The organism is Bacillus sp. FSL W8-1141, assembly GCF_038593205.1.
GTDB lineage: Bacteria > Bacillota > Bacilli > Bacillales > Bacillaceae > Bacillus > Bacillus altitudinis.
Window position 1 is genome coordinate 2746829 of the sequence record NZ_CP151973.1, and the last position, 18060, is coordinate 2764888.

Below are 18060 nucleotides of genomic sequence, written 5' to 3' on the forward strand. Positions count from 1 at the left end.
CGCAAAAACATACAGATGATCTTTTATCTTCCGGTTTCTCTTTTGACCTCATGGGTCATTGCCCCGTCTTCATTCCACTTTACAGCACGGTAGATGGCATCATGATAAAACAAGTACCATGCATTGTTTTCTTCGGCAAATGCCTGCCATTTTTGCTTCGCCGGGATCGAGGTCATTGGATAATCATCGTATGCCAAGACCCAAAGCGGGTTTTTATGAGCGTGTGTCGGCATGATATCCGCTAAATGAATAGCTGTTTCTCCCTGACTTGTGAGCGTTAAGATGCTATGCCCATTGCTATGTCCACCTGTATGATGCAGGCGAATGCCTTCTGTTACTTCGATGCTATCTTCAAATGTCATGACTTGATCGGCAACAGGCTCCCAGTTTTCTTTCCAATATGTATTTCTTGAGCGGATGTTCGGCGCTCTCATTTCGTCCCATTCAATTTTGGACGTGATGATTTTTGCCTGCTGAAAAACAGACACGAGCTCATCGCCTTCACGTTTTGTCAGCCCGCTTGCATGATCAAAATGCAAATGAGTCATTAAGACGAAATCTATATCAGATGGGCGCAAACCGAGAGCCGCAAGTGATTCTTCTATTTTCGTTTCCTCTGTGACACCATAATTGCGTTTTTGTTTCTCTGTCAGCTTCCCTGACCCGATGCCGGAATCTACTAACAGATGAAGACCGTTCCACCGTATGAGCATTGGATCACACCGTAATTCAATTTGATTTCGATCATTCACAGGGTATTTTTTTGACCATAATGGCTTTGGCACCACGCCAAACATGGCACCGCCATCCATGTGTGTATCTCCCCCATTTAACCAGAACAGTTCCATTTCACCTATTTTCATTGTCTCCATTGCTGTCATCCCTCCTTTTTCTATCGTAGCAAATACAAAGAAAAATCGCATGTACTAATCTTTTCATCAAAAAAGCTGACCGCAATCGTTCGTTGCAGCCAGCTTTGTTCGCTTGTTATTCAGGGAATTTTACTTCTGATCGATAGATCGGTTGTCCCATGGAAGAGAATTTCTCTTCATATTCTGTCATGACATTTCCTTCGAGACCATCCTCATGTAAATCAAGGCTCACATATGTTAAAAGGAGTCCGTAAGACGAAAAACTTTTCAAGGAATATTCAAATAGTCCGCGGTTATCGGTTTTGAAATGTAATTCACCGCCTGGACGGAGGATCTGTTCATATCGCTTTAAAAAGGCTTTAAACGTCAACCTACGTTTTTCATGCCTTGATTTTGGCCACGGATCAGAGAAGTTCAAATACACCCGGTCAATCTCATTTTCCGCAAAGACATCTGTCAGTGTCTCTGCGTTGATGTTTAGAAGCTTTACGTTTTCTACATCTGTTTCTTTGATTTTATCGACTGCCGTCACAATGACACTTTTAAATAATTCAATGCCGATATAGTTCAACTCAGGATGAAGCTTACCCATTCCGGCAATAAAGCTCCCTTTTCCTGTACCGACTTCGATATGGATTGGATGATCATTTCCAAACAGCTCATGCCATTTCCCTTTGTATTGTTCAGGGTTGGCTAAAGCAATATGAGCATTTTCAGCTAAGTAATCATCCGCCCATGGTTTATGTCGCATTCTCAATTTGATACACCTCTATTTTCTTTACATTTTATCAAGATACCATGAAACATAAAGAGCCGCAAGACAGCATCTTATCCGCACATATGAAAAAGACCAGCTGCTAATTGGGCTGGTCTGCTTCATGTATAAAATCAAAGCTGAATGCACAGTTTAACCACATAAATGACACGCCCTGAAAGGAGCATACGTATGGGATTAAACCGCCAACATCAGCTTCAATTAATCAAAGATATTTTAACTGATCACCAGCTGGATTGCTGCGGGACTGTTGCAGAATATGAACAGGTGGGACGCGTGATTCAATTAATGCTGGCAAAAGAAGATTTGGATGCTGACGTTCGTCAGCTACTAACAGATATTTATGATTACAGCCAAAAAGGTACCTCTGTCAGTTCAATTGATGCACATATCGAAGCGCATCAATCGCATCTATCTGACTGGGTCGAGAACATTCCACTGTCTTAATGGATGTTTAACCGTTTTAAGAGTGCATGTAGCTCGGCTTGCACTTCTTTTTGCGCCTTTTCATTTCCTTTTCTTTTATGCCAAACGACAAACGAGACGGTTTCAGCCAGCACATACCATGCCATGCGTTTTCGCAAGTTGTCGGTCAGCGGAGCACCATACATAGAGAGCCAGCTTTCCCAGTTCTCTTCTTCAACATAATGGTATAAGAGCGGTCCAAGATCAATCGCTGGATCCGCAATCATTGCCCCGTCCCAATCAATTAAATAGAGCTGGTTTTCATCTGTCAGCAGCCAATTATTATGGTTGAGGTCACAATGGCATACGACCTTATCCTCGAAATGAACTGCCTCCACATGTTTCTCTAAATACTGGATGGCGCGCGTGATATCATGTGAGTCAATCTGCTCTTTTAAGATCGATGCCTTGAGATGCATCAAGATCGATGCCGGGTCAAGCGAGTGCTTTTCTAATCGTTTCAGCATATCGAGCAGCTCTTTTGATGTATGAATTTTTCTTAGCTGCTCCGCTACAGGACGGTCATTCATGTCCTTTGGCTTCAGCTCTCTGCCGCTCAGCCAGTGCTGCGCAGTAATGACATCCCCATTTTCCATCCGTTTTGTCCAGACAAGCTTCGGCACAATGCCTTCAGCTGACAAAACCGCAAGAAACGGTGACGTATTGCGTTTTAAAAATAGCTTTTGGTCATTGTGTGTTGCGAAGTACGCATCTCCCGTAGCGCCTCCAGCAGGAGAGATGTGCCATTCGCTACCTAATATTTGTCCCAACCAGTTCATATCAATTTTCAACCCATCATTTCTTAAAATATTTTAAATCATGCTTTTTTAGTCGACAAAATTCAGCCGATTGAGATCAATTGGCTGTTTATTTTTTATTTATATGATCATAAAAACAAAAAGGACAGCTATTGAGAATGAGATGCTAAACAATAGCCGTCCTATAGATTTTATCGCTACCTTCTTATACTCGTCAAGCAAAACTAGAAAAACAGGACAAGAACCTTATGAAAAGGGAAGTCTTTTTTCATGTTTCTTTTGCTCGTGCGCACACTGGCTGCTTCTTAGCCACGTAATTTTAACGATCGCTCACTAGCCTTAACAAACACTGGAGTGGCGCCAATCACTTCTCCATCAGCGTGAAATAGGATTTTTTCATCTGCCTCCAAGTAGGCTTCTTCATGCTGAAAAAGGGTGACTCCCTCCATTACAAGGTGCTTTTTAAAAACCATTGCACTTAAAAATAAGAGGACTTTTAATGGATTCAAATCCGTGACAACGATTGTTTGAAATCCTGATTGCCTCGCACTTGCTTCCGGCGCTGCTTCCAGCCCGCCTCCATAATATGGGTGATTACATACGATCACAAACCACACTTGGCGAAAAACTTTTCTCTCATTTTCAATAAAAAGAGCAAGGTCAAACGGTTTGAAAGACCATAACGAATGTAGAAAGGACAGCGGGTAGATGATAAACCCGAGTTTGAGTCGGTTGAGCCACTTTTTCCCTCTAAAATGGACCGTTCTCTTCAAGACATGCGCATCAAAACCAACACCAATATGATTGAGAAAAAGAACAGATTGCGGACTTTCTGCATGATCTTGAAAGGAACCGAGAGAAAATGTTTTCGTCAGCATCCTCTTTTGTTTTCTCACTTCTTTGATCACATCATGACGCTGGATGCCCAGCCCCTTCGCAGCATCATTCCAATGACCTGCTGGGACAAAGCTTAGCTGCACATGATCAATTTCTTTTAAACCATTCAGTACTTCATGAAATGTGCCGTCACCGCCAATGACGATCAGCCGTTTCAATCTGTCGTCTTGCATAGCGCTAATTTGTCTCGCCAAAACTTCGGCATGTCCTTCATGCTGGGTAAGAAACGATCTGTATGAGATCTCTACCTTTTGTAATTCTTTCTCTATGCTTCTCCAAGTGCGGAGTCCTTTTCCTTGTCCTGCTGCTGGATTGACGATAAAGTACCATTCATTCATATATTAGCTCCACTCAGGTCTCATTTTTTGGTGACCTTGATATGCCTTTAATCGAGCCATTCCTGCCTTCTTTTGCTGTCTGATTCACCATAAGCAAGCAATGCCTTTGTCGCTTTGAATTGCTGGTGCTTTGTCGGCGCCGTGTTTTTCCGCTGCTTGTCAAACCAATCCTCCGCTTTCTTCTTATCGACAACCTCCATCCCGAATGGAACTTCGGGCAAATCAATATACGAGGTGCGGCTGATGAGGATTTTTTTCACAGGAAGCTCTACACCACTTTGCTGTAAAATTTTTGACACAACAGTTCCAGAGCGCAGAAGGCTTGCACAAGGGTTTAAAACGGATTGAACAGCTTTTCCCGTCGCCCGCTTTTCCCAAAAACGTTCCTTCGATCCAATATATACGCTGTCTGGCTCTGCTTCTAAGAAAGATAAACAGATGACTTCAAGCGGTGTAATGAGCACTGGACACAATTCCATCTCAGCTTTTTGAATGAGCAGCACCGGCTTGTACATCACAAAATAAGAATCTGGCAGCTGCCTTGCAAGCATCCGCAGCTTTTCATCATAGCGAATGTGATGGGAGACAGTTGAAATATGAGAAATCGTCGAGCTGGCCCATTTTAACTGAACATCGTAAAGATGATCTTTAAAAAAGTGAATCAGCTTCTTTTCATCGGTAGGAACGTTTGTAAAGACACCTTGTTCTATATCTGTTGGCTCGTTAAAAAGACTCAGGTCCCGTTCCTTTTTCATATCGGCTTCTTTTTGCTTTCTTTTTAAGGAGAATTTCTTTCTCTTTTCTTCCTCTTGTTCAGGTGCTTGCTCGATGGCTTGGTCAGCCTGTTTTTGCACCTGCTCTTTGGAAGCCTTTTTTAACTCGTCCCATCTTTGTTTTTTCAACCGAATAAACTGATTGATGTAATGATGCGGGTCTTGTTCATATCGTGATATATAATCTTGGATTTTAATAATTTGCGCCATCTGCTGCTCACTCCAACCTCTAGAATCATTTATGTAGTGTAAATTGTTTGATCGCGTGATAACGCGGGGTTTCTTTTAGACGGATTTCAAATAAAGCGATACTAGAAACCTCCATCGAATATGGTTCTTTCCGTAAGGGTGCTTGTTCTATATAGGACTGTTCCCTATTCCATTTGCGCGCAATCGTCATATGTGGATGAAAGGGTCTCTTTTCGACAGGATGACCTGCTGTCAAAACGGCTGCTTTCACTTTTTCTCTAAGATCCATCAAAGGCTTACTTTCACTAGGCTTTGCAAAAAAGACTCTCGGCCGCTCCTTTTGGCCAAATATCCCTACTTCATTCAGCTTCAGCGGGAAAGCAGACACCTCAGGAGACAGCTGTGCAAGTAGCTCAGAAATCTTATTTAAACGGTCCTCTGGAATCGCACCTAAAAACACAAGGGTGACATGATAATCAATGGGTGCTGTCCATTTTTGAAAGGAAAGTCCGCTCCTCTTGTCTATATCCGCTTTCATTTGATACGCGAGTTGTTCAGGGATTGGAATCCCGATAAAATAATGACGGCTTTCGGCCATATTTTCACCTGTCCTTTTTAACAAACTTTACGAATCCCCATTGATGATAGTATAACTAAAGTAATGCGGAATGAGAAGAAAGGGTGTCACATGATGAAGGTTGCACAAAATATAGCTGAATTAATAGGTCATACACCACTTGTAAAATTACAGCGCCTTCAGCCAGAACATGGCGCTGCTATTTATTTAAAACTGGAATCATTTAATCCTAGCGGAAGTGTAAAAGATCGGGCTGCTTACAATATGATCCTTGAGGCAGAAAAACAAGGAAAGCTCACAAAAGGGGCAACGATTATTGAACCAACAAGCGGGAATACAGGAATTGGCTTAGCGATGAACGCTGCTGCAAGAGGCTACAAAGCCATTCTGATCATGCCTGATACGATGACCCAAGAAAGAATCAATATTTTAAAGGCATACGGCGCACAGGTCGTCTTAACCCCGGGGGAGGAAAAAATGCCAGGCTGTATTCGCAAGGCAGAAGAATTAGCTGCTCAAATTCCTAACAGCTTTATTCCCATGCAATTTGACAATGGTGCGAACCCCGATGCTCATAGAGGGACAACGGCTGTAGAAATTATTGATGCAGTGCAACAGATTGGGCAGCCGCTTGCCGCTTTTGTCGCAACTGCTGGAACTGGCGGAACCATTACAGGCACTGGAGAGGAACTCAAAAAAGCATTCCCGGAATTGACGATACATGTGGCAGAGCCAAAGGGGTCTCCTGTTTTATCAGGCGGGAAACCTGGTAAACATAAACTTGTTGGCACAAGTCCAGGATTTATCCCACAAATTTTAAACGAACAGGTGTATGATGAGATTGTACAAGTGAGTGATGAAGATGCTTACGACATCACACGAAAGCTCGCCCGTCTTGAAGGTATTTTAGTCGGTCCATCATCTGGCGCGGCATGCTATGCAGCCATTGAAGCAGCCAAGCAAATGCCAAAGGATCACATTGTCATTTGTATGACAGCAGACACGGGTGAACGTTATTTATCAAGTGATGTGTTTCAAGATTAAAAAAGGAACAGGACATATGCTCCTGTTCCTTTCAGATTGTTGACAAAGGGCTAAAATGAACTTGATTTTAGCCCTTTGTCATCTTTTCAAAAACCTTTGCAGCCCTAGGAAGGACGAGTACTGGCGCGGAGCGTATTTGACATTCGTGAGCACCGAAGCGCAGGACTGACACCGAATGCGAGGGTTTGTCTACACGCTGAAAGGAACAACTCAGACCGTCTTGACCTCAGTCTGTTCGCCTGTCACAAGTAAAACTTGTTCATCAGTGAGCGGGCATAAAGAGAGCGTATTTTGATCTTTCTCTATGATATGCTGCGCGGCTTCACCTAAATAAGGATTGTTTATATGCGGTACCGGATAGCTGTTGATCTCATTGAATCCTTCAAAGGAAGATAATTCTAGCGCTTTCTCCTGATCATCCATCAGTGAGATGTATTCAATGCTTGGCGCCATGATAATACTCCCCGCGGATTCTCCGATATACAGCTTGCCTTTGCCGATCTCTTCTTTCAATACACGATCGAGCCCGTGCTTTCTTAATTCTTGCAGCAAATAAAAGGTATTGCCGCCAGATACATACATGACATCATTCTTTCCAATGATCTGTGTGATTTCCTGAACCGTTTGCCCGGTCAGCTGAACAGTCTCTACACGCATTTCTAATTGATGAAAGGCTTCTTTTGCTGCATCGACATAGTGCGTGACTTCTTCCACTTCACTGGCTGCCGGAATGAATGTCACACTTTTTCCTTTTAAGGTGTCGCCTGCAAAGTCAGACAAGAGAGAATAGCTGTCTTTGAATGAAGAGCATAAGAACATTTTTTTCACGGTGAAACCCCTCTTCTCTTTCCTTTTTTATTTCGCCAATTCATACATGGCTTGTGCATATAGCGCAGTTGCTCGTAGTAAATCATCGATTTCGATATATTCATCCTTTTGATGTGCACAATCAGGTCTTCCTGGGAATAGAGGGCCAAAGGCAACGCCTGCTTCTAATGACCTTGCATACGTTCCTCCCCCAATCGCAATAAGATGGGCAGGATCTCCTGTTTGTTCTTCGTAGACACGCTGTAATGTTTTCACAAGTGGATGGTCTTTTGAGACGTGATGAGGAGGACTGTCATCAAATTTCTCAATCGCTGCCCCTTTTATTCGTTCAATCCCTTTTTTGACTTCCTCACCGTCCGCTGTTACAGGATAGCGGACATTCAGCCCAAGCTTCGCTTCTTCGTTTTGCGAATAGCGGATTGTGCCAACATTCAAGGTCAAGTCACCACTAATATCATCTTTACAAGCGATGCCGAGTTTTTGTCCTCTTGTGTCTTGATCAAATAAAGCATTTATTTGTGATGTAAAAGCGAGCCCTCTTTCATCTAATTCATGCGCACATAAGAAATTCGCCATATGAATGCCCGCATTTGTGCCATTCGCCGGCTCCATTGCATGAACTGATACACCTTTTAATGTGAATGTCAGTCCATCTGCTGTATGGTTTGTCTCACCGGTTAGCTGATTTTCTGCAAGATAGGCTACAAAAGCCGTTTTTAATGCTTCAGCATCGTGATCATTTGCTGCTGCCACAATCGCGCGAGCCTCATCTGGGACCATATTGAGACGCATGCCTGATGTGAATTGCTTAAGGATGTAACGCTTGTTTTCTTCTGATTGTTCGTATGTAAAGGATACGATGGCATCTATGATCCCTTTTTCAGCATGAATAATTGGAAAATCAGCATCTGGCGCAAACCCAATTTGCGGCATCGCCTCATGCTTGAAATAGTGATCGACGCATCTCCAATCGCTTTCTTCATCTGTGCCAATGATGATTCGAATCTTTTTCGACAGCGGTAGACCGGCATCTTTTAACATTTTCAATGCGTAAAACGCCGCCATGGTCGGCCCTTTATCATCAATGGCTCCTCTTGCAAAGATTTTATTTTCTCTTATGTCCGCTGAAAATGGCGGGGTTGTCCAGTCGTCTCCCGCAGGCACGACATCCACATGGCATAGCACACCGACGATATCTTCGCCTTCTCCATATTCAATATGACCAGCATAACCATCAACATTTTTCACTTTGAAGCCCTCGTCCTGCCCTTTTTTGAGCATATACTGAAGAGCCTCATCCACTTTTTCACCGAACGGTTTTCCTGCTATGCCGCCTTCTTCATCCAAGACACTTTCAATTTGTAAAAAAGATTGTGTATCCTGAATCAAATTGTCTTTTTTTCGTATGACTTCTGCTTCCCAATTCATTTTTCCATTCCTCCTTGAAAAAAGGTTGCAATCCACCCTTAAAACGAATATTATATTAAGTGTTTTGTAATAATGTTCGTAAATGGAGGATTTTATGTTTCAGTTAAAAGAGAACCAAACCAATATAAAGAAAGAATTACTCGCTGGTATGACGACATTCTTTACGATGGTATATATTGTAGCCGTCAATCCAGGAATCCTTTCAGATGCAGGCATTCCTTTTGACCAAGTCTTTACTGCAACCATTATCGCTGCTGTTGTCGGTACACTCTGGATGGCACTCTTTGCAAACTATCCGATTGCCATTGCACCAGGTATGGGGCTGAATGTCTATTTCACCGTCACTGTTGTCGGTGGTGGAGGTCTCAGCTATCAAACAGCATTTAGTGCGGTATTTGTTGCTGGAATACTCTTTATTATTTTATCGTTAACATCCCTTAGAAAACAACTTATTGAGGCGATTCCAGATAATTTAAAGTACGGGATTACAGCAGGTATCGGATTATTTATTGCATTCATTGGGCTAAGACAGTCTGGAATCATCACTGCTGATCCACAAAATCTTGTGAAGCTTGGCAATTTAAGCTCACCTGTTGTCATTTTGACACTCGTTGGTTTAATGATTTCTGTCATATTAATGGTTCTTCAAGTGAATGGAGCGCTGTTTATCGGCATGTTAGCAACCACGTTAATTGCACTTGCAACAGGTCAGCTTCATTTTCCTAAAGTGCTAGTGGATACCCCAGCACTGCCTGAAGGAATGCTGATTACAAATCCATTCGCTGCGTTTGGCGATGTATTTTCCCATCACTTGTATGCTGTTGTCTTCTCCTTTTTACTTGTGACGATTTTTGATACAACTGGAACAATGATCGGGGTTGCGGAACAAGCAGGTTTAATGAAAAATGGTCAGCTCCCAAAAGTACGCAGAGCCTTACTTGCTGACTCTGCTGCAACGACAATTGGCTCAATGTTTGGAACAAGCCCAACCACAGCTTACATTGAATCTTCATCAGGAGTGGCTGCTGGCGGAAGAACTGGACTGACCTCTTTAACCGTTGCTGCATTGTTTATTGTGGCTTTGTTTTTTGGTCCGCTCGTTCAAGCCATTTCGTCTTTGCCGTCCATCACTTCACCTGTCTTAATCATTGTCGGCTGTTTGATGATGAATTCAGTGTCACGTATTCGCTGGAATGAGCTTGACGAAGCATTTCCTGCTTTTCTTGTGATTCTTTCCATGCCGCTGACATCTAGCATCTCTACAGGAATTTCACTAGGATTTATTTCATATCCACTTGTGAAGCTGGCAAAAGGAAAATGGAAAGAAGTGCATATTCTTGTGCTCATTTTTGCCGTCTTATTTTTCGTGCAGCTCTTTTTCTTAGAAGGATAACCAAAATAAAAAGACACATTTCTCATTTGAATGTGTCTTTTTTGTATGAATGATTTTTTATTTTGTAAATTTTCTGTGTTTATTTTTTGATCTTTCTTAAGTGGCAATTTTCTTTATACGCCTTGTGTTTATTGGGTTGTAACCGGATTCAAATCATGATATATACCATAATTTCATTCATGAAGACAAGTTTAAAAACACGTAAAGTTGACTTTTTGGTGGAACTAGATGCATAATAACGTGTATAATAGAATAAAACATTAAGAAACACGAACATTTACCATTGTTGCATGTCCTTATGTCGCAGTTTTAGTGTAGTAAGTTGTGGTTAGTCAAGTCCATCCGATCTTATTGATAGGGAGTGGTTTTTTGAAACCTTCAACAAACCGTATGATGACTCGAATAAAATCAGTTTATATGTTCATTCAAGAGAAAGGTCTTGTGACGACGCAAGAGCTGGTTGATGAATTCGGGATCACACCTAGAACCATCCAAAGAGACTTAAACGTGCTTGCCTATAACGATCTTGTTCATAGTCCAAGCAGAGGCAAATGGGAAACAACGAGAAAAAAAGTAAAAATATCATCATAAGCGAATAATGAACTTCCATATAACAAAAAGAACCGGCGATATGCCGGTTCTTTTCATTTTGCTGACAAAGGGCTAAAATGAACTTGATTTTAGCTCTTTGTCTTCTTTTCATTTGCTCTATATTAATCACGATTGATTAAACTGTCTAACTCTTCCTCCGTCAATTCACGGTATTCTCCTGGCGCCAAATCTTCGTCTAATGAAACAGCCCCCATCGAGAGCCGTTTTAAAAAGATCACTTCATTGCCCACGGCTTGTGCCATCAGCTTCACTTGATGGTACTTCCCTTCAGTAATCGTTAAACGGATTCGTGTATCTGCCTCTTGGTTGGCATCTACTTCAACCTTCGCTGGCTTCGTTCGGTAGTCGTCTAAAATCACAACTCCCTCTTCAAGACGAGTGATGTCTTGATCTCCAAGCGGGTATTTTAGATGAACTTCATACGTTTTCGGGACATGCTTTTTCGGAGATAACAATTGATGAGCAAGCTGGCCGTCATTTGTAAGGAGGAGGAGACCGACTGTATCCTTATCCAGTCTCCCCACAGGGAATGGCTCCCTTGCAATATCCTCTGGCTCTAGTAAATCAACAACCGTCTCATCTCGCAGATCCTCCGTTGCTGAAATGACACCGTCTGGCTTGTTCATCATGAGATAAATGAATTCTTTATACTCTACACGCTCTCCATGCACGAGCACTTCATCATTTGTTGGATCGACATGATCTTTCACCTGCTTCGCCACTTCTCCATTCACTGTGACAGCCCGGGCCTTGACCAGCTTCTTTACATCTTTCCTTGAACCAAAGCCGGTATTGGCCAGCAATTTATCAAGCCTCATGCTTCTCCACCTCTTCTTAACTCTTTTTTCTTAAAAATGATGGCATCCGGCTGCCAAGTACACGCTCTAACAATCCAACTTTATAAGATAAGAACATATACACACCGCCGCCAGTGATCATTGAAATCAAAATAACAATACCCGCTTGTATGATTCCGCCTTCATATGAAATGACTTGACTCACAAGCTGACATGTCACATAAGCCACTACAGCCATGATTGCCGTTAAAATACCAATTAAAATAAACCGTTTGAAAATCCTGCGGAACGAATAGCCTGCATGGCGCTTGATCATGATGAACATATACAAAATCGAGGCACTGTAACCTAATGCCGTTGCAAGCACAGAACCGTTTCCTTGCAACCAGCTAATCAGCGGGATATTGAGAACCGTTTTAATGATAATCCCTAACAAAAGACTGACGATCGCAAATTTTTGTTTGTTAATCCCTTGTAAAATCGCTGCGTTAATGGTGAATAAAGAAAACAGTAACGCAACAGGTGCATACCAAAACAAAATAGAAGTCCCAATCTCAGGATGCACAGACGGATAGAAAAACCAATAAACTGGTCCAGCCAATGCCGAAATACCAAATGAAGCAGGCAGAACGAAGAATAAAATGACCTGCATCGTTTGATCAATTTGTCGATTCAGCAGCTTGTAATTTCGCGCTGTAAAGGATTCCGTTATGGTAGGAATCAATGTTAAACCAAATGCAGTTGCAAGTGACACAGGAATCATGACAAGCTTCGGTAAATATAACGTCACAATAGACAGAACCGCTGTACTAATATCCTGATGTCCTGATGCAATCATCGCTCTGTTAATTGTATTTGTATCAATATAAGAATAAATCGGAATGGCAAGCCCAACAAACACATAGGGTGCTGCATAACTGAACAGCTCTGTAAACATTTGCTTATAAGATAATCCAGAATAGTCCCCTGTATTCGGCTGCATTGCCAAAAGCCGATCTTTCCGCTTCAGCCAATATAAATAAAGCGTAAATAGACCGCCAAACGCACCAATGAGTGCGGCAAATGTGGCATAACCAACCGCAATAACAAGACCGCCGTCAAGCACTTTTAAAATGATAAACGTCGCTGTTAATAGGAAGATGATTCTGACAAGTTGTTCGATGACTTGGGAAACAGCTGTCGGGCCCATCATCGAGTGCCCTTGGAAAAAGCCTCGCACAAGACTCATAATGGGTACAACCAATAGACCCAAACTGACCATCCGAATTACATAGACCACTTGATCGACCGTCAAACCGCCCGTTTCATTCGATCCTCCAAGCTGGATCTTGGCAAAGATCGGTGCGGTCAAATATAAAATAGAAAAGGCGATAATACCGGTGACAAGCATGACCGACATACCCGCCCTGAACATTTTTCTTGTTGTCTCATAATCGCCGATTGCATTATATTTAGAAACGAATTTCGATACCGCTGTTGGAAAACCGAGCGTAGCAATACTTAAAAAGATCGTATACTGATTGTATCCATATTGGAATAGCGCACCACCAGTCGCTCCGACCATTGCGCTAAATGGAATTAAGTAAATCATACCAAGAATACGAGAGAGATAAGTCCCTATCGTTAAAACCAACGTACCACGAAGCAGTTTATTAGACATGCGCTTAACCACCATTTTTCTAATGAATATTCAACTTAACTATTTTAACACATCATTTCATCGCACAGGTAACAAATCCAATACAGAAGTCACAAAACCAATCAATTCATATTTCAGCCTTCCCCAATCTTCGTTATAATAGAGAAATGACTGAAAGTAGAAAGAGGAATGTAACATGAAACATTATGATGTCATTGTCATTGGCGGTGGACCTTCTGGACTGATGGCCGCGATTGCATCGGCAGAACACGGTGCATCGGTTCTGTTAATTGACAAAGGAAACAAACTTGGCAGAAAGCTCGCCATTTCTGGCGGTGGACGCTGCAATGTGACCAATCGCCTTCCAGTAGAAGAAATCATCAAGCATATTCCCGGAAACGGCCGTTTTCTATATAGTGCATTTTCTGAGTTCAATAACGAGGATATTATTTCGTTCTTTGAAAATCTAGGTATTGAACTAAAAGAAGAAGACCATGGACGTATGTTCCCTGTCTCAAACAAAGCACAATCTGTTGTGGATGCCCTATTGGATAGGCTCCGCGTGCTCAATGTGACCATTCGAACGAATGAAAAGATTAAAACCGTTCTGTATCAAGACGGACAAGCAGCTGGAATTGTTACAAATAATGATGAAAAAATTTCAAGTCATGCCGTTGTCATTGCTGTTGGCGGGAAAAGTGTGCCGCATACAGGCTCTACTGGCGATGGCTATGCATGGGCAGAAGCCGCTGGCCATACCATTACAGAGCTCTTCCCAACCGAAGTACCCGTCACGTCAGACGAGCGTTTTATTAAGGACAAAGTGCTTCAAGGTCTTTCATTAAGAAGTGTGGCCGTGAGTGTTTTAAATAAAAAAGGAAAACCCGTCGTCACTCATGTCATGGATATGATCTTTACACACTTTGGCTTATCAGGTCCTGCCGTTCTGAGATGCAGCGGATTTGTTGTGAAGGAACTGAAAAAGCAACAGGCCGTCCGTCTTCAAATTGACTTATACCCAAAGCTCAATGACGAGGAGCTATTCCAAAAGCTTCATCGCGATCTAAAAGATGAACCAAAAAAAGCCATTAAAAATGTCCTGAAATCTTGGATGCAAGAGCGCTATTTATTGTTCCTTTTAGAACGAAATGGCATTGATCCGCAGGAGACATTTTCTGGTCTGGCTAAAGATAAACTGCGCGCTTTTGCTCATGATTGTAAACATTTCATCGTCCATGCAAATGGGACGCTTTCTTTAGATAAAGCCTTTGTTACAGGTGGCGGCGTTTCTGTCAAAGAAATTGAACCGAAGAAAATGGCATCCAAAAAAATGGCCGGTCTTTATTTCTGCGGAGAAATTTTAGATATTCACGGTTACACAGGTGGTTACAATATTACGTCAGCACTTGTGACAGGCAGGTTAGCTGGCATGAATGCCGCACTAGAAGTAAAGGAGAGATTTCAATGATTAGACGCGCACTTCCGATTGTCCTTGCAGTTGTCATTAGTTTGACAGCCGCTTTCTTTATGAAGCTGTCCATTACCCCGTTAAAAATCGCCATTATTTTAGCGTTTACGATTTTCGCAGTTTGTTTAAAAGAATATGTCTACCGTCTGCGCAAACGAATTGAAGAAAAGTCATCTTCACATATCGATGGTTGATAAATGGAAGCAAAACATGTTACGGTAAAATAGAGGTCGAGTGAGAAACTCGCCTCTTTTTGTTTGAAAATAGTTGAGACAGGGGATATTAAACAAAATCCTCTGCTTAAACGTGTAGAACAACAGGAGAGTGAGATGGTGTGAAAAACGTATCAAGTGTATTTTGGATTGTGATTGCTATCACATTTATTGCCGTTCTATGGGGAGCCTTTTCTCCAGAATCACTGCAAAATGTGACAGATCAAATTCAAACATACATTACAAATGACTTTGGCTGGTATTATTTATTAGTCGTATCGCTTCTAGTCGGCTTTTGTCTATTCTTTATCTTTAGCCCTATCGGAAAAATTACGTTAGGAAAGCCAGGTGAAGAGCCTGAATTTGGTCTTTTTTCTTGGTTTGCCATGCTATTTAGTGCTGGAATGGGTATTGGGCTTGTTTTTTACGGAGCAGCTGAACCGATCAGTCATTATGCGATTCAATCACCAACGGGTGACACTGAAACTGCACAAGCCTTCCGTGATTCCCTTCGCTATACTTTTTTCCACTGGGGACTTCATGCATGGGCGATCTATGCCATTGTTGCGCTTTGCATTGCATACTTTAAATTTAGAAAAGATGCGCCTGGCTTAATCAGTGCAACACTGCAGCCAGTTTTAGGAGATAAAACGCACGGATGGATCGGAAAAACCATCGATTGTATTGCTGTGTTTGCGACAGTTGTTGGTGTTGCAACGAGCTTAGGATTAGGCGCAGCACAAATCAATGGCGGATTGGATTATCTATTTAACATTCCAAATGCCTTTAGCACACAATTGATTATCATCATCATTGTGACGGTGCTCTTCCTTGCATCTGCTCTTAGCGGTATTGGTAAAGGGATTAAATATTTAAGTAATATCAACATGGTATTAGCAGCTGTTCTGATGTTTTTCTTACTTTTGGTAGGTCCAACAGTTTATATTTTAAATTCATTTACTGACTCTATTGGACAATACTTATCCAACATCGTTCAAATGAGCTTTCGCTTATCTCCAAATGACCCTGAAAAGAGAGAATGGATTAACGGATGGACGATCTTTTATTGGGCATGGTGGATCTCTTGGGCACCATTTGTCGGGATCTTTATTGCACGTGTATCACGTGGACGAACCATTCGAGAGTTTTTAGTTGGTGTGTTAGTTGCTCCATCTATCCTTGTATTTCTTTGGTTCTCTATTTTCGGTGTTTCTGCGATGGACTTACAGCAAAAGAATATTGTCGATGTTGCAGGCCTTTCTACGGAAACCATGCTTTTTGGTGTACTAAATGAATATCCGCTGGCAATGATCACATCGATTCTAGCTCTTATTTTAATTGCGGTATTCTTTATCACATCAGCAGACTCAGCTACATTCGTTCTCGGCATGCAGACAACCTATGGATCATTAAATCCAGCGAATAGTGTAAAGATCAGCTGGGGTATTATCCAGTCAGCAGTTGCGGCAGTGCTCTTATTTTCAGGCGGTCTTGAAGCCTTGCAAAACACAGCCAAACTTGCTGCTTTGCCGTTCTCTGTTGTCATCATTTTAATGATTGTATCCCTGTACAAGTCACTAAATGAAGAACGAAGAGCGATTAAACAAGCAAATAAGTACAATAAACCAAGAAGTCCAAGAGTAAAAAAAGCATAATCATCACAAGAGAAAAGTCGTTCCTCATCCGAACGGCTTTTTTTCTCGTTGAAATAATTGAAGATTGTCATGACATCGCGTATTCCGATAAAATAGTGTTGAATCATCACTTTTCTACATAATGGAGGTTTATATGACGTTACCTACGTTCAAGTACAACCCAGACCCAGTTTCATTACATGTGATTAAAAAAGAGCAGACGATATGCCCCGTTTGTGAGAAAGAACGAGATTATGTATATCATGGTCCTTTTTATTCTATTGAAGACGTTTCTGGCATTTGTCCTTGGTGCATTAAAGATGGATCAGCTGCTCAAACATATAATGGAATGTTTCAAGACGATGTGAGTTGTGATGACGTCGATCATGAAGAATATATAGATGAACTGATCTACAGAACGCCGGGTTACCGCGGATGGCAGCAGGAATATTGGTTAAGCCATTGCGGGGATTTTTGCGCGATTGTGCAGTATGTTGGATGGAAAGAAATTGAGCATTTAGAGGAAGAACTCTCAGAGGATATTGAAGAGATTTGCAGTGGTGGACATTTCACAAAAGAGAACCTGAAACAATGGCTCGTGAACGGAGGAGACTTGCAAGGCTATCTCTTTCAATGCGTTCACTGCAAAAAGCATCGTTTGCATATTGATGCTAGTTGATCATGGTAAAAGGACCTTTCAGCAGGTCCTTTTATTTTTTATATAAAATGAGCGCTGAAAAACAGTAGAGCTGCTCTCCTCCTTGCTCACAGATCACCGCCACATTGTATTTGATGTCAATAATTTGGTCGTCGTCCATTCCTTTTAAAAAAAGATTGATTTCGCTTTGCAAATCTTTCTCGTGCTCTTCATCAAATACGGCTACCTTCAGCACATATGCCACTCTCCCTTCTCTTGCTACTCTATTTTTATGCAAATAGAGACGGACATATGAACAAAAAAAAGCCTTCCATCTTGTCGATGAAAGGACTTCTTTTTACAGCTTCGGTTTTGTTTCTCCTGTCCATGCAAGCATGCCGCCAACGACATTGGTTGCTTGATAGCCTTGGTCTTCTAAGAAATAGCAGACATTCTCACTGCGTTTACCAGAACGGCAAATAATATAATACTCTTGCGTCTTATCAAACGCATCTAGCTTCTCAGGAATATCGCCCATTCGAATATGGACTGCCTCTGGAATCATGCCTTCTGCTACCTCTTCATCCTCACGCACATCGACGAGTTGAATGGCTTCTTCTTGCTCTAGTTTTTGCTTTAATTCTTCTATTGAAATTTCTTTTACTGACACGACTCTCATCTCTCCTTTTATTCACGGTGACACCATTATAGCAAATCATACACA

At 41.8% G+C, this 18060-nt stretch carries 20 protein-coding genes; 8 read left to right on the forward strand and 12 right to left on the reverse strand.

Going from position 1 to position 18060, the window contains the following annotated elements; translation table 11 throughout:
* Nucleotides 1–23 precede the first annotated feature (23 nt).
* Together NSQ52_RS14055 and trmB are read right to left on the reverse strand one after the other, a co-directional pair.
* A complete protein-coding gene (locus NSQ52_RS14055) occupies nucleotides 24–872 on the reverse strand; it encodes an MBL fold metallo-hydrolase (protein ID WP_335350669.1) in 849 nt (282 codons plus the stop codon).
* Nucleotides 873–987: 115 nt separating this feature from the next.
* A complete protein-coding gene (trmB, locus tag NSQ52_RS14060; protein ID WP_039168409.1) occupies nucleotides 988–1629 on the reverse strand; it encodes a tRNA (guanosine(46)-N7)-methyltransferase TrmB in 642 nt (213 codons plus the stop codon).
* Between the two features lie 189 nt (nucleotides 1630–1818).
* Between trmB and NSQ52_RS14065 the strand changes: the two genes are divergently transcribed.
* On the forward strand, nucleotides 1819–2094 hold the full coding sequence (locus tag NSQ52_RS14065; RefSeq protein ID WP_024719286.1) for a YtzH-like family protein: 276 nt from the start codon (nucleotides 1819–1821) through the stop codon (nucleotides 2092–2094).
* On the opposite strand, the gene NSQ52_RS14070 is transcribed toward NSQ52_RS14065, so the two are convergent.
* The 4 genes from NSQ52_RS14070 to thpR form a co-directional block, all read right to left on the reverse strand.
* Nucleotides 2091–2891 (reverse strand): phosphotransferase family protein, encoded by an 801-nt coding sequence (locus NSQ52_RS14070; protein ID WP_025207816.1) that lies wholly within the window; start codon nucleotides 2889–2891, stop codon nucleotides 2091–2093. The genes NSQ52_RS14065 and NSQ52_RS14070 overlap by 4 nt on opposite strands.
* A gap of 284 nt (nucleotides 2892–3175) precedes the next feature.
* On the reverse strand, nucleotides 3176–4105 hold the full coding sequence (locus tag NSQ52_RS14075) for a YegS/Rv2252/BmrU family lipid kinase (RefSeq protein ID WP_007501831.1): 930 nt from the start codon (nucleotides 4103–4105) through the stop codon (nucleotides 3176–3178).
* Nucleotides 4106–4152: 47 nt separating this feature from the next.
* A complete protein-coding gene (locus NSQ52_RS14080; RefSeq protein ID WP_342473482.1) occupies nucleotides 4153–5088 on the reverse strand; it encodes a hypothetical protein in 936 nt (311 codons plus the stop codon).
* A gap of 25 nt (nucleotides 5089–5113) precedes the next feature.
* The gene (thpR, locus tag NSQ52_RS14085; protein WP_024719290.1) at nucleotides 5114–5665 is read right to left on the reverse strand and encodes an RNA 2',3'-cyclic phosphodiesterase; all 552 of its coding nucleotides are present in this window, start codon (nucleotides 5663–5665) and stop codon (nucleotides 5114–5116) included.
* Nucleotides 5666–5755: 90 nt separating this feature from the next.
* On the opposite strand from thpR, the gene cysK reads away from it, so the two are divergent.
* Nucleotides 5756–6688, forward strand: a complete 933-nt coding sequence (cysK, locus tag NSQ52_RS14090) for a cysteine synthase A (protein WP_178930467.1) — start codon at nucleotides 5756–5758, stop codon at nucleotides 6686–6688.
* A gap of 210 nt (nucleotides 6689–6898) precedes the next feature.
* Here the strand turns inward: cysK and NSQ52_RS14095 are convergent, their stop codons facing one another.
* Together NSQ52_RS14095 and pepV are read right to left on the reverse strand one after the other, a co-directional pair.
* Nucleotides 6899–7516: a Type 1 glutamine amidotransferase-like domain-containing protein gene (locus NSQ52_RS14095; protein ID WP_041093424.1), complete on the reverse strand. Its 618-nt coding sequence runs from the start codon at nucleotides 7514–7516 to the stop codon at nucleotides 6899–6901.
* A gap of 27 nt (nucleotides 7517–7543) precedes the next feature.
* Nucleotides 7544–8944: a dipeptidase PepV gene (gene pepV, locus NSQ52_RS14100; protein WP_342473483.1), complete on the reverse strand. Its 1401-nt coding sequence runs from the start codon at nucleotides 8942–8944 to the stop codon at nucleotides 7544–7546.
* 94 nt (nucleotides 8945–9038) lie between these two features.
* Here pepV and NSQ52_RS14105 point away from each other — a divergent pair, with 94 nt between their 5' ends.
* Both NSQ52_RS14105 and NSQ52_RS14110 read left to right on the forward strand, forming a co-directional pair.
* Nucleotides 9039–10337: an NCS2 family permease gene (locus NSQ52_RS14105; protein ID WP_017358329.1), complete on the forward strand. Its 1299-nt coding sequence runs from the start codon at nucleotides 9039–9041 to the stop codon at nucleotides 10335–10337.
* 369 nt (nucleotides 10338–10706) lie between these two features.
* On the forward strand, nucleotides 10707–10928 hold the full coding sequence (locus tag NSQ52_RS14110) for a DeoR family transcriptional regulator (protein WP_008356419.1): 222 nt from the start codon (nucleotides 10707–10709) through the stop codon (nucleotides 10926–10928).
* A gap of 122 nt (nucleotides 10929–11050) precedes the next feature.
* On the opposite strand, the gene NSQ52_RS14115 is transcribed toward NSQ52_RS14110, so the two are convergent.
* The gene (locus NSQ52_RS14115; protein ID WP_017367874.1) at nucleotides 11051–11767 is read right to left on the reverse strand and encodes a pseudouridine synthase; all 717 of its coding nucleotides are present in this window, start codon (nucleotides 11765–11767) and stop codon (nucleotides 11051–11053) included.
* Nucleotides 11768–11783: 16 nt separating this feature from the next.
* Nucleotides 11784–13406, reverse strand: coding sequence for a polysaccharide biosynthesis protein (locus NSQ52_RS14120; protein WP_017358331.1), 1623 nt, complete (start codon nucleotides 13404–13406; stop codon nucleotides 11784–11786).
* Between the two features lie 175 nt (nucleotides 13407–13581).
* Here NSQ52_RS14120 and NSQ52_RS14125 point away from each other — a divergent pair, with 175 nt between their 5' ends.
* The 4 genes from NSQ52_RS14125 to NSQ52_RS14140 all read left to right on the forward strand — a co-directional run bounded on the left by NSQ52_RS14125 (nucleotide 13582) and on the right by NSQ52_RS14140 (nucleotide 17378).
* Complete coding sequence (locus tag NSQ52_RS14125) at nucleotides 13582–14853, forward strand: NAD(P)/FAD-dependent oxidoreductase (RefSeq protein ID WP_073415770.1); 1272 nt, start codon at nucleotides 13582–13584, stop codon at nucleotides 14851–14853.
* The gene (locus tag NSQ52_RS14130) at nucleotides 14850–15047 is read left to right on the forward strand and encodes a hypothetical protein (protein ID WP_008343027.1); all 198 of its coding nucleotides are present in this window, start codon (nucleotides 14850–14852) and stop codon (nucleotides 15045–15047) included. The genes NSQ52_RS14125 and NSQ52_RS14130 overlap by 4 nt, the downstream gene beginning before the upstream one ends.
* Nucleotides 15048–15187: 140 nt before the next feature.
* Complete coding sequence (locus tag NSQ52_RS14135; protein WP_017358333.1) at nucleotides 15188–16720, forward strand: BCCT family transporter; 1533 nt, start codon at nucleotides 15188–15190, stop codon at nucleotides 16718–16720.
* Between the two features lie 133 nt (nucleotides 16721–16853).
* A complete protein-coding gene (locus NSQ52_RS14140; RefSeq protein WP_138278895.1) occupies nucleotides 16854–17378 on the forward strand; it encodes a CbrC family protein in 525 nt (174 codons plus the stop codon).
* A 31-nt stretch (nucleotides 17379–17409) separates the two neighbouring features.
* Here NSQ52_RS14140 and NSQ52_RS14145 read toward each other — a convergent pair whose 3' ends face one another.
* Both NSQ52_RS14145 and NSQ52_RS14150 read right to left on the reverse strand, forming a co-directional pair.
* Nucleotides 17410–17592, reverse strand: a complete 183-nt coding sequence (locus NSQ52_RS14145; protein WP_003217582.1) for a sporulation protein Cse60 — start codon at nucleotides 17590–17592, stop codon at nucleotides 17410–17412.
* Nucleotides 17593–17694: 102 nt separating this feature from the next.
* On the reverse strand, nucleotides 17695–18006 hold the full coding sequence (locus tag NSQ52_RS14150; RefSeq protein WP_017358336.1) for a rhodanese-like domain-containing protein: 312 nt from the start codon (nucleotides 18004–18006) through the stop codon (nucleotides 17695–17697).
* Nucleotides 18007–18060: the final 54 nt, after the last annotated feature.

Bases quoted from the DNA above. Each gene is read 5' to 3' on its own strand.
- thpR (WP_024719290.1), bottom strand. From the start codon at position 5,665: ATGGCCGAAAGCCGTCATTATTTTATCGGGATTCCAATCCCTGAACAA.
- NSQ52_RS14115 (WP_017367874.1), bottom strand. From the start codon at position 11,767: ATGAGGCTTGATAAATTGCTGGCCAATACCGGCTTTGGTTCAAGGAAA.
- NSQ52_RS14125 (WP_073415770.1), top strand. From the start codon at position 13,582: ATGAAACATTATGATGTCATTGTCATTGGCGGTGGACCTTCTGGACTG.
- NSQ52_RS14055 (WP_335350669.1), bottom strand. From the start codon at position 872: ATGGAGACAATGAAAATAGGTGAAATGGAACTGTTCTGGTTAAATGGG.
- NSQ52_RS14120 (WP_017358331.1), bottom strand. From the start codon at position 13,406: ATGTCTAATAAACTGCTTCGTGGTACGTTGGTTTTAACGATAGGGACT.
- NSQ52_RS14065 (WP_024719286.1), top strand. From the start codon at position 1,819: ATGGGATTAAACCGCCAACATCAGCTTCAATTAATCAAAGATATTTTA.
- NSQ52_RS14140 (WP_138278895.1), top strand. From the start codon at position 16,854: ATGACGTTACCTACGTTCAAGTACAACCCAGACCCAGTTTCATTACAT.
- NSQ52_RS14075 (WP_007501831.1), bottom strand. From the start codon at position 4,105: ATGAATGAATGGTACTTTATCGTCAATCCAGCAGCAGGACAAGGAAAA.
- NSQ52_RS14130 (WP_008343027.1), top strand. From the start codon at position 14,850: ATGATTAGACGCGCACTTCCGATTGTCCTTGCAGTTGTCATTAGTTTG.
- cysK (WP_178930467.1), top strand. From the start codon at position 5,756: ATGATGAAGGTTGCACAAAATATAGCTGAATTAATAGGTCATACACCA.
- NSQ52_RS14080 (WP_342473482.1), bottom strand. From the start codon at position 5,088: ATGGCGCAAATTATTAAAATCCAAGATTATATATCACGATATGAACAA.
- pepV (WP_342473483.1), bottom strand. From the start codon at position 8,944: ATGAATTGGGAAGCAGAAGTCATACGAAAAAAAGACAATTTGATTCAG.
- NSQ52_RS14070 (WP_025207816.1), bottom strand. From the start codon at position 2,891: ATGAACTGGTTGGGACAAATATTAGGTAGCGAATGGCACATCTCTCCT.
- NSQ52_RS14105 (WP_017358329.1), top strand. From the start codon at position 9,039: ATGTTTCAGTTAAAAGAGAACCAAACCAATATAAAGAAAGAATTACTC.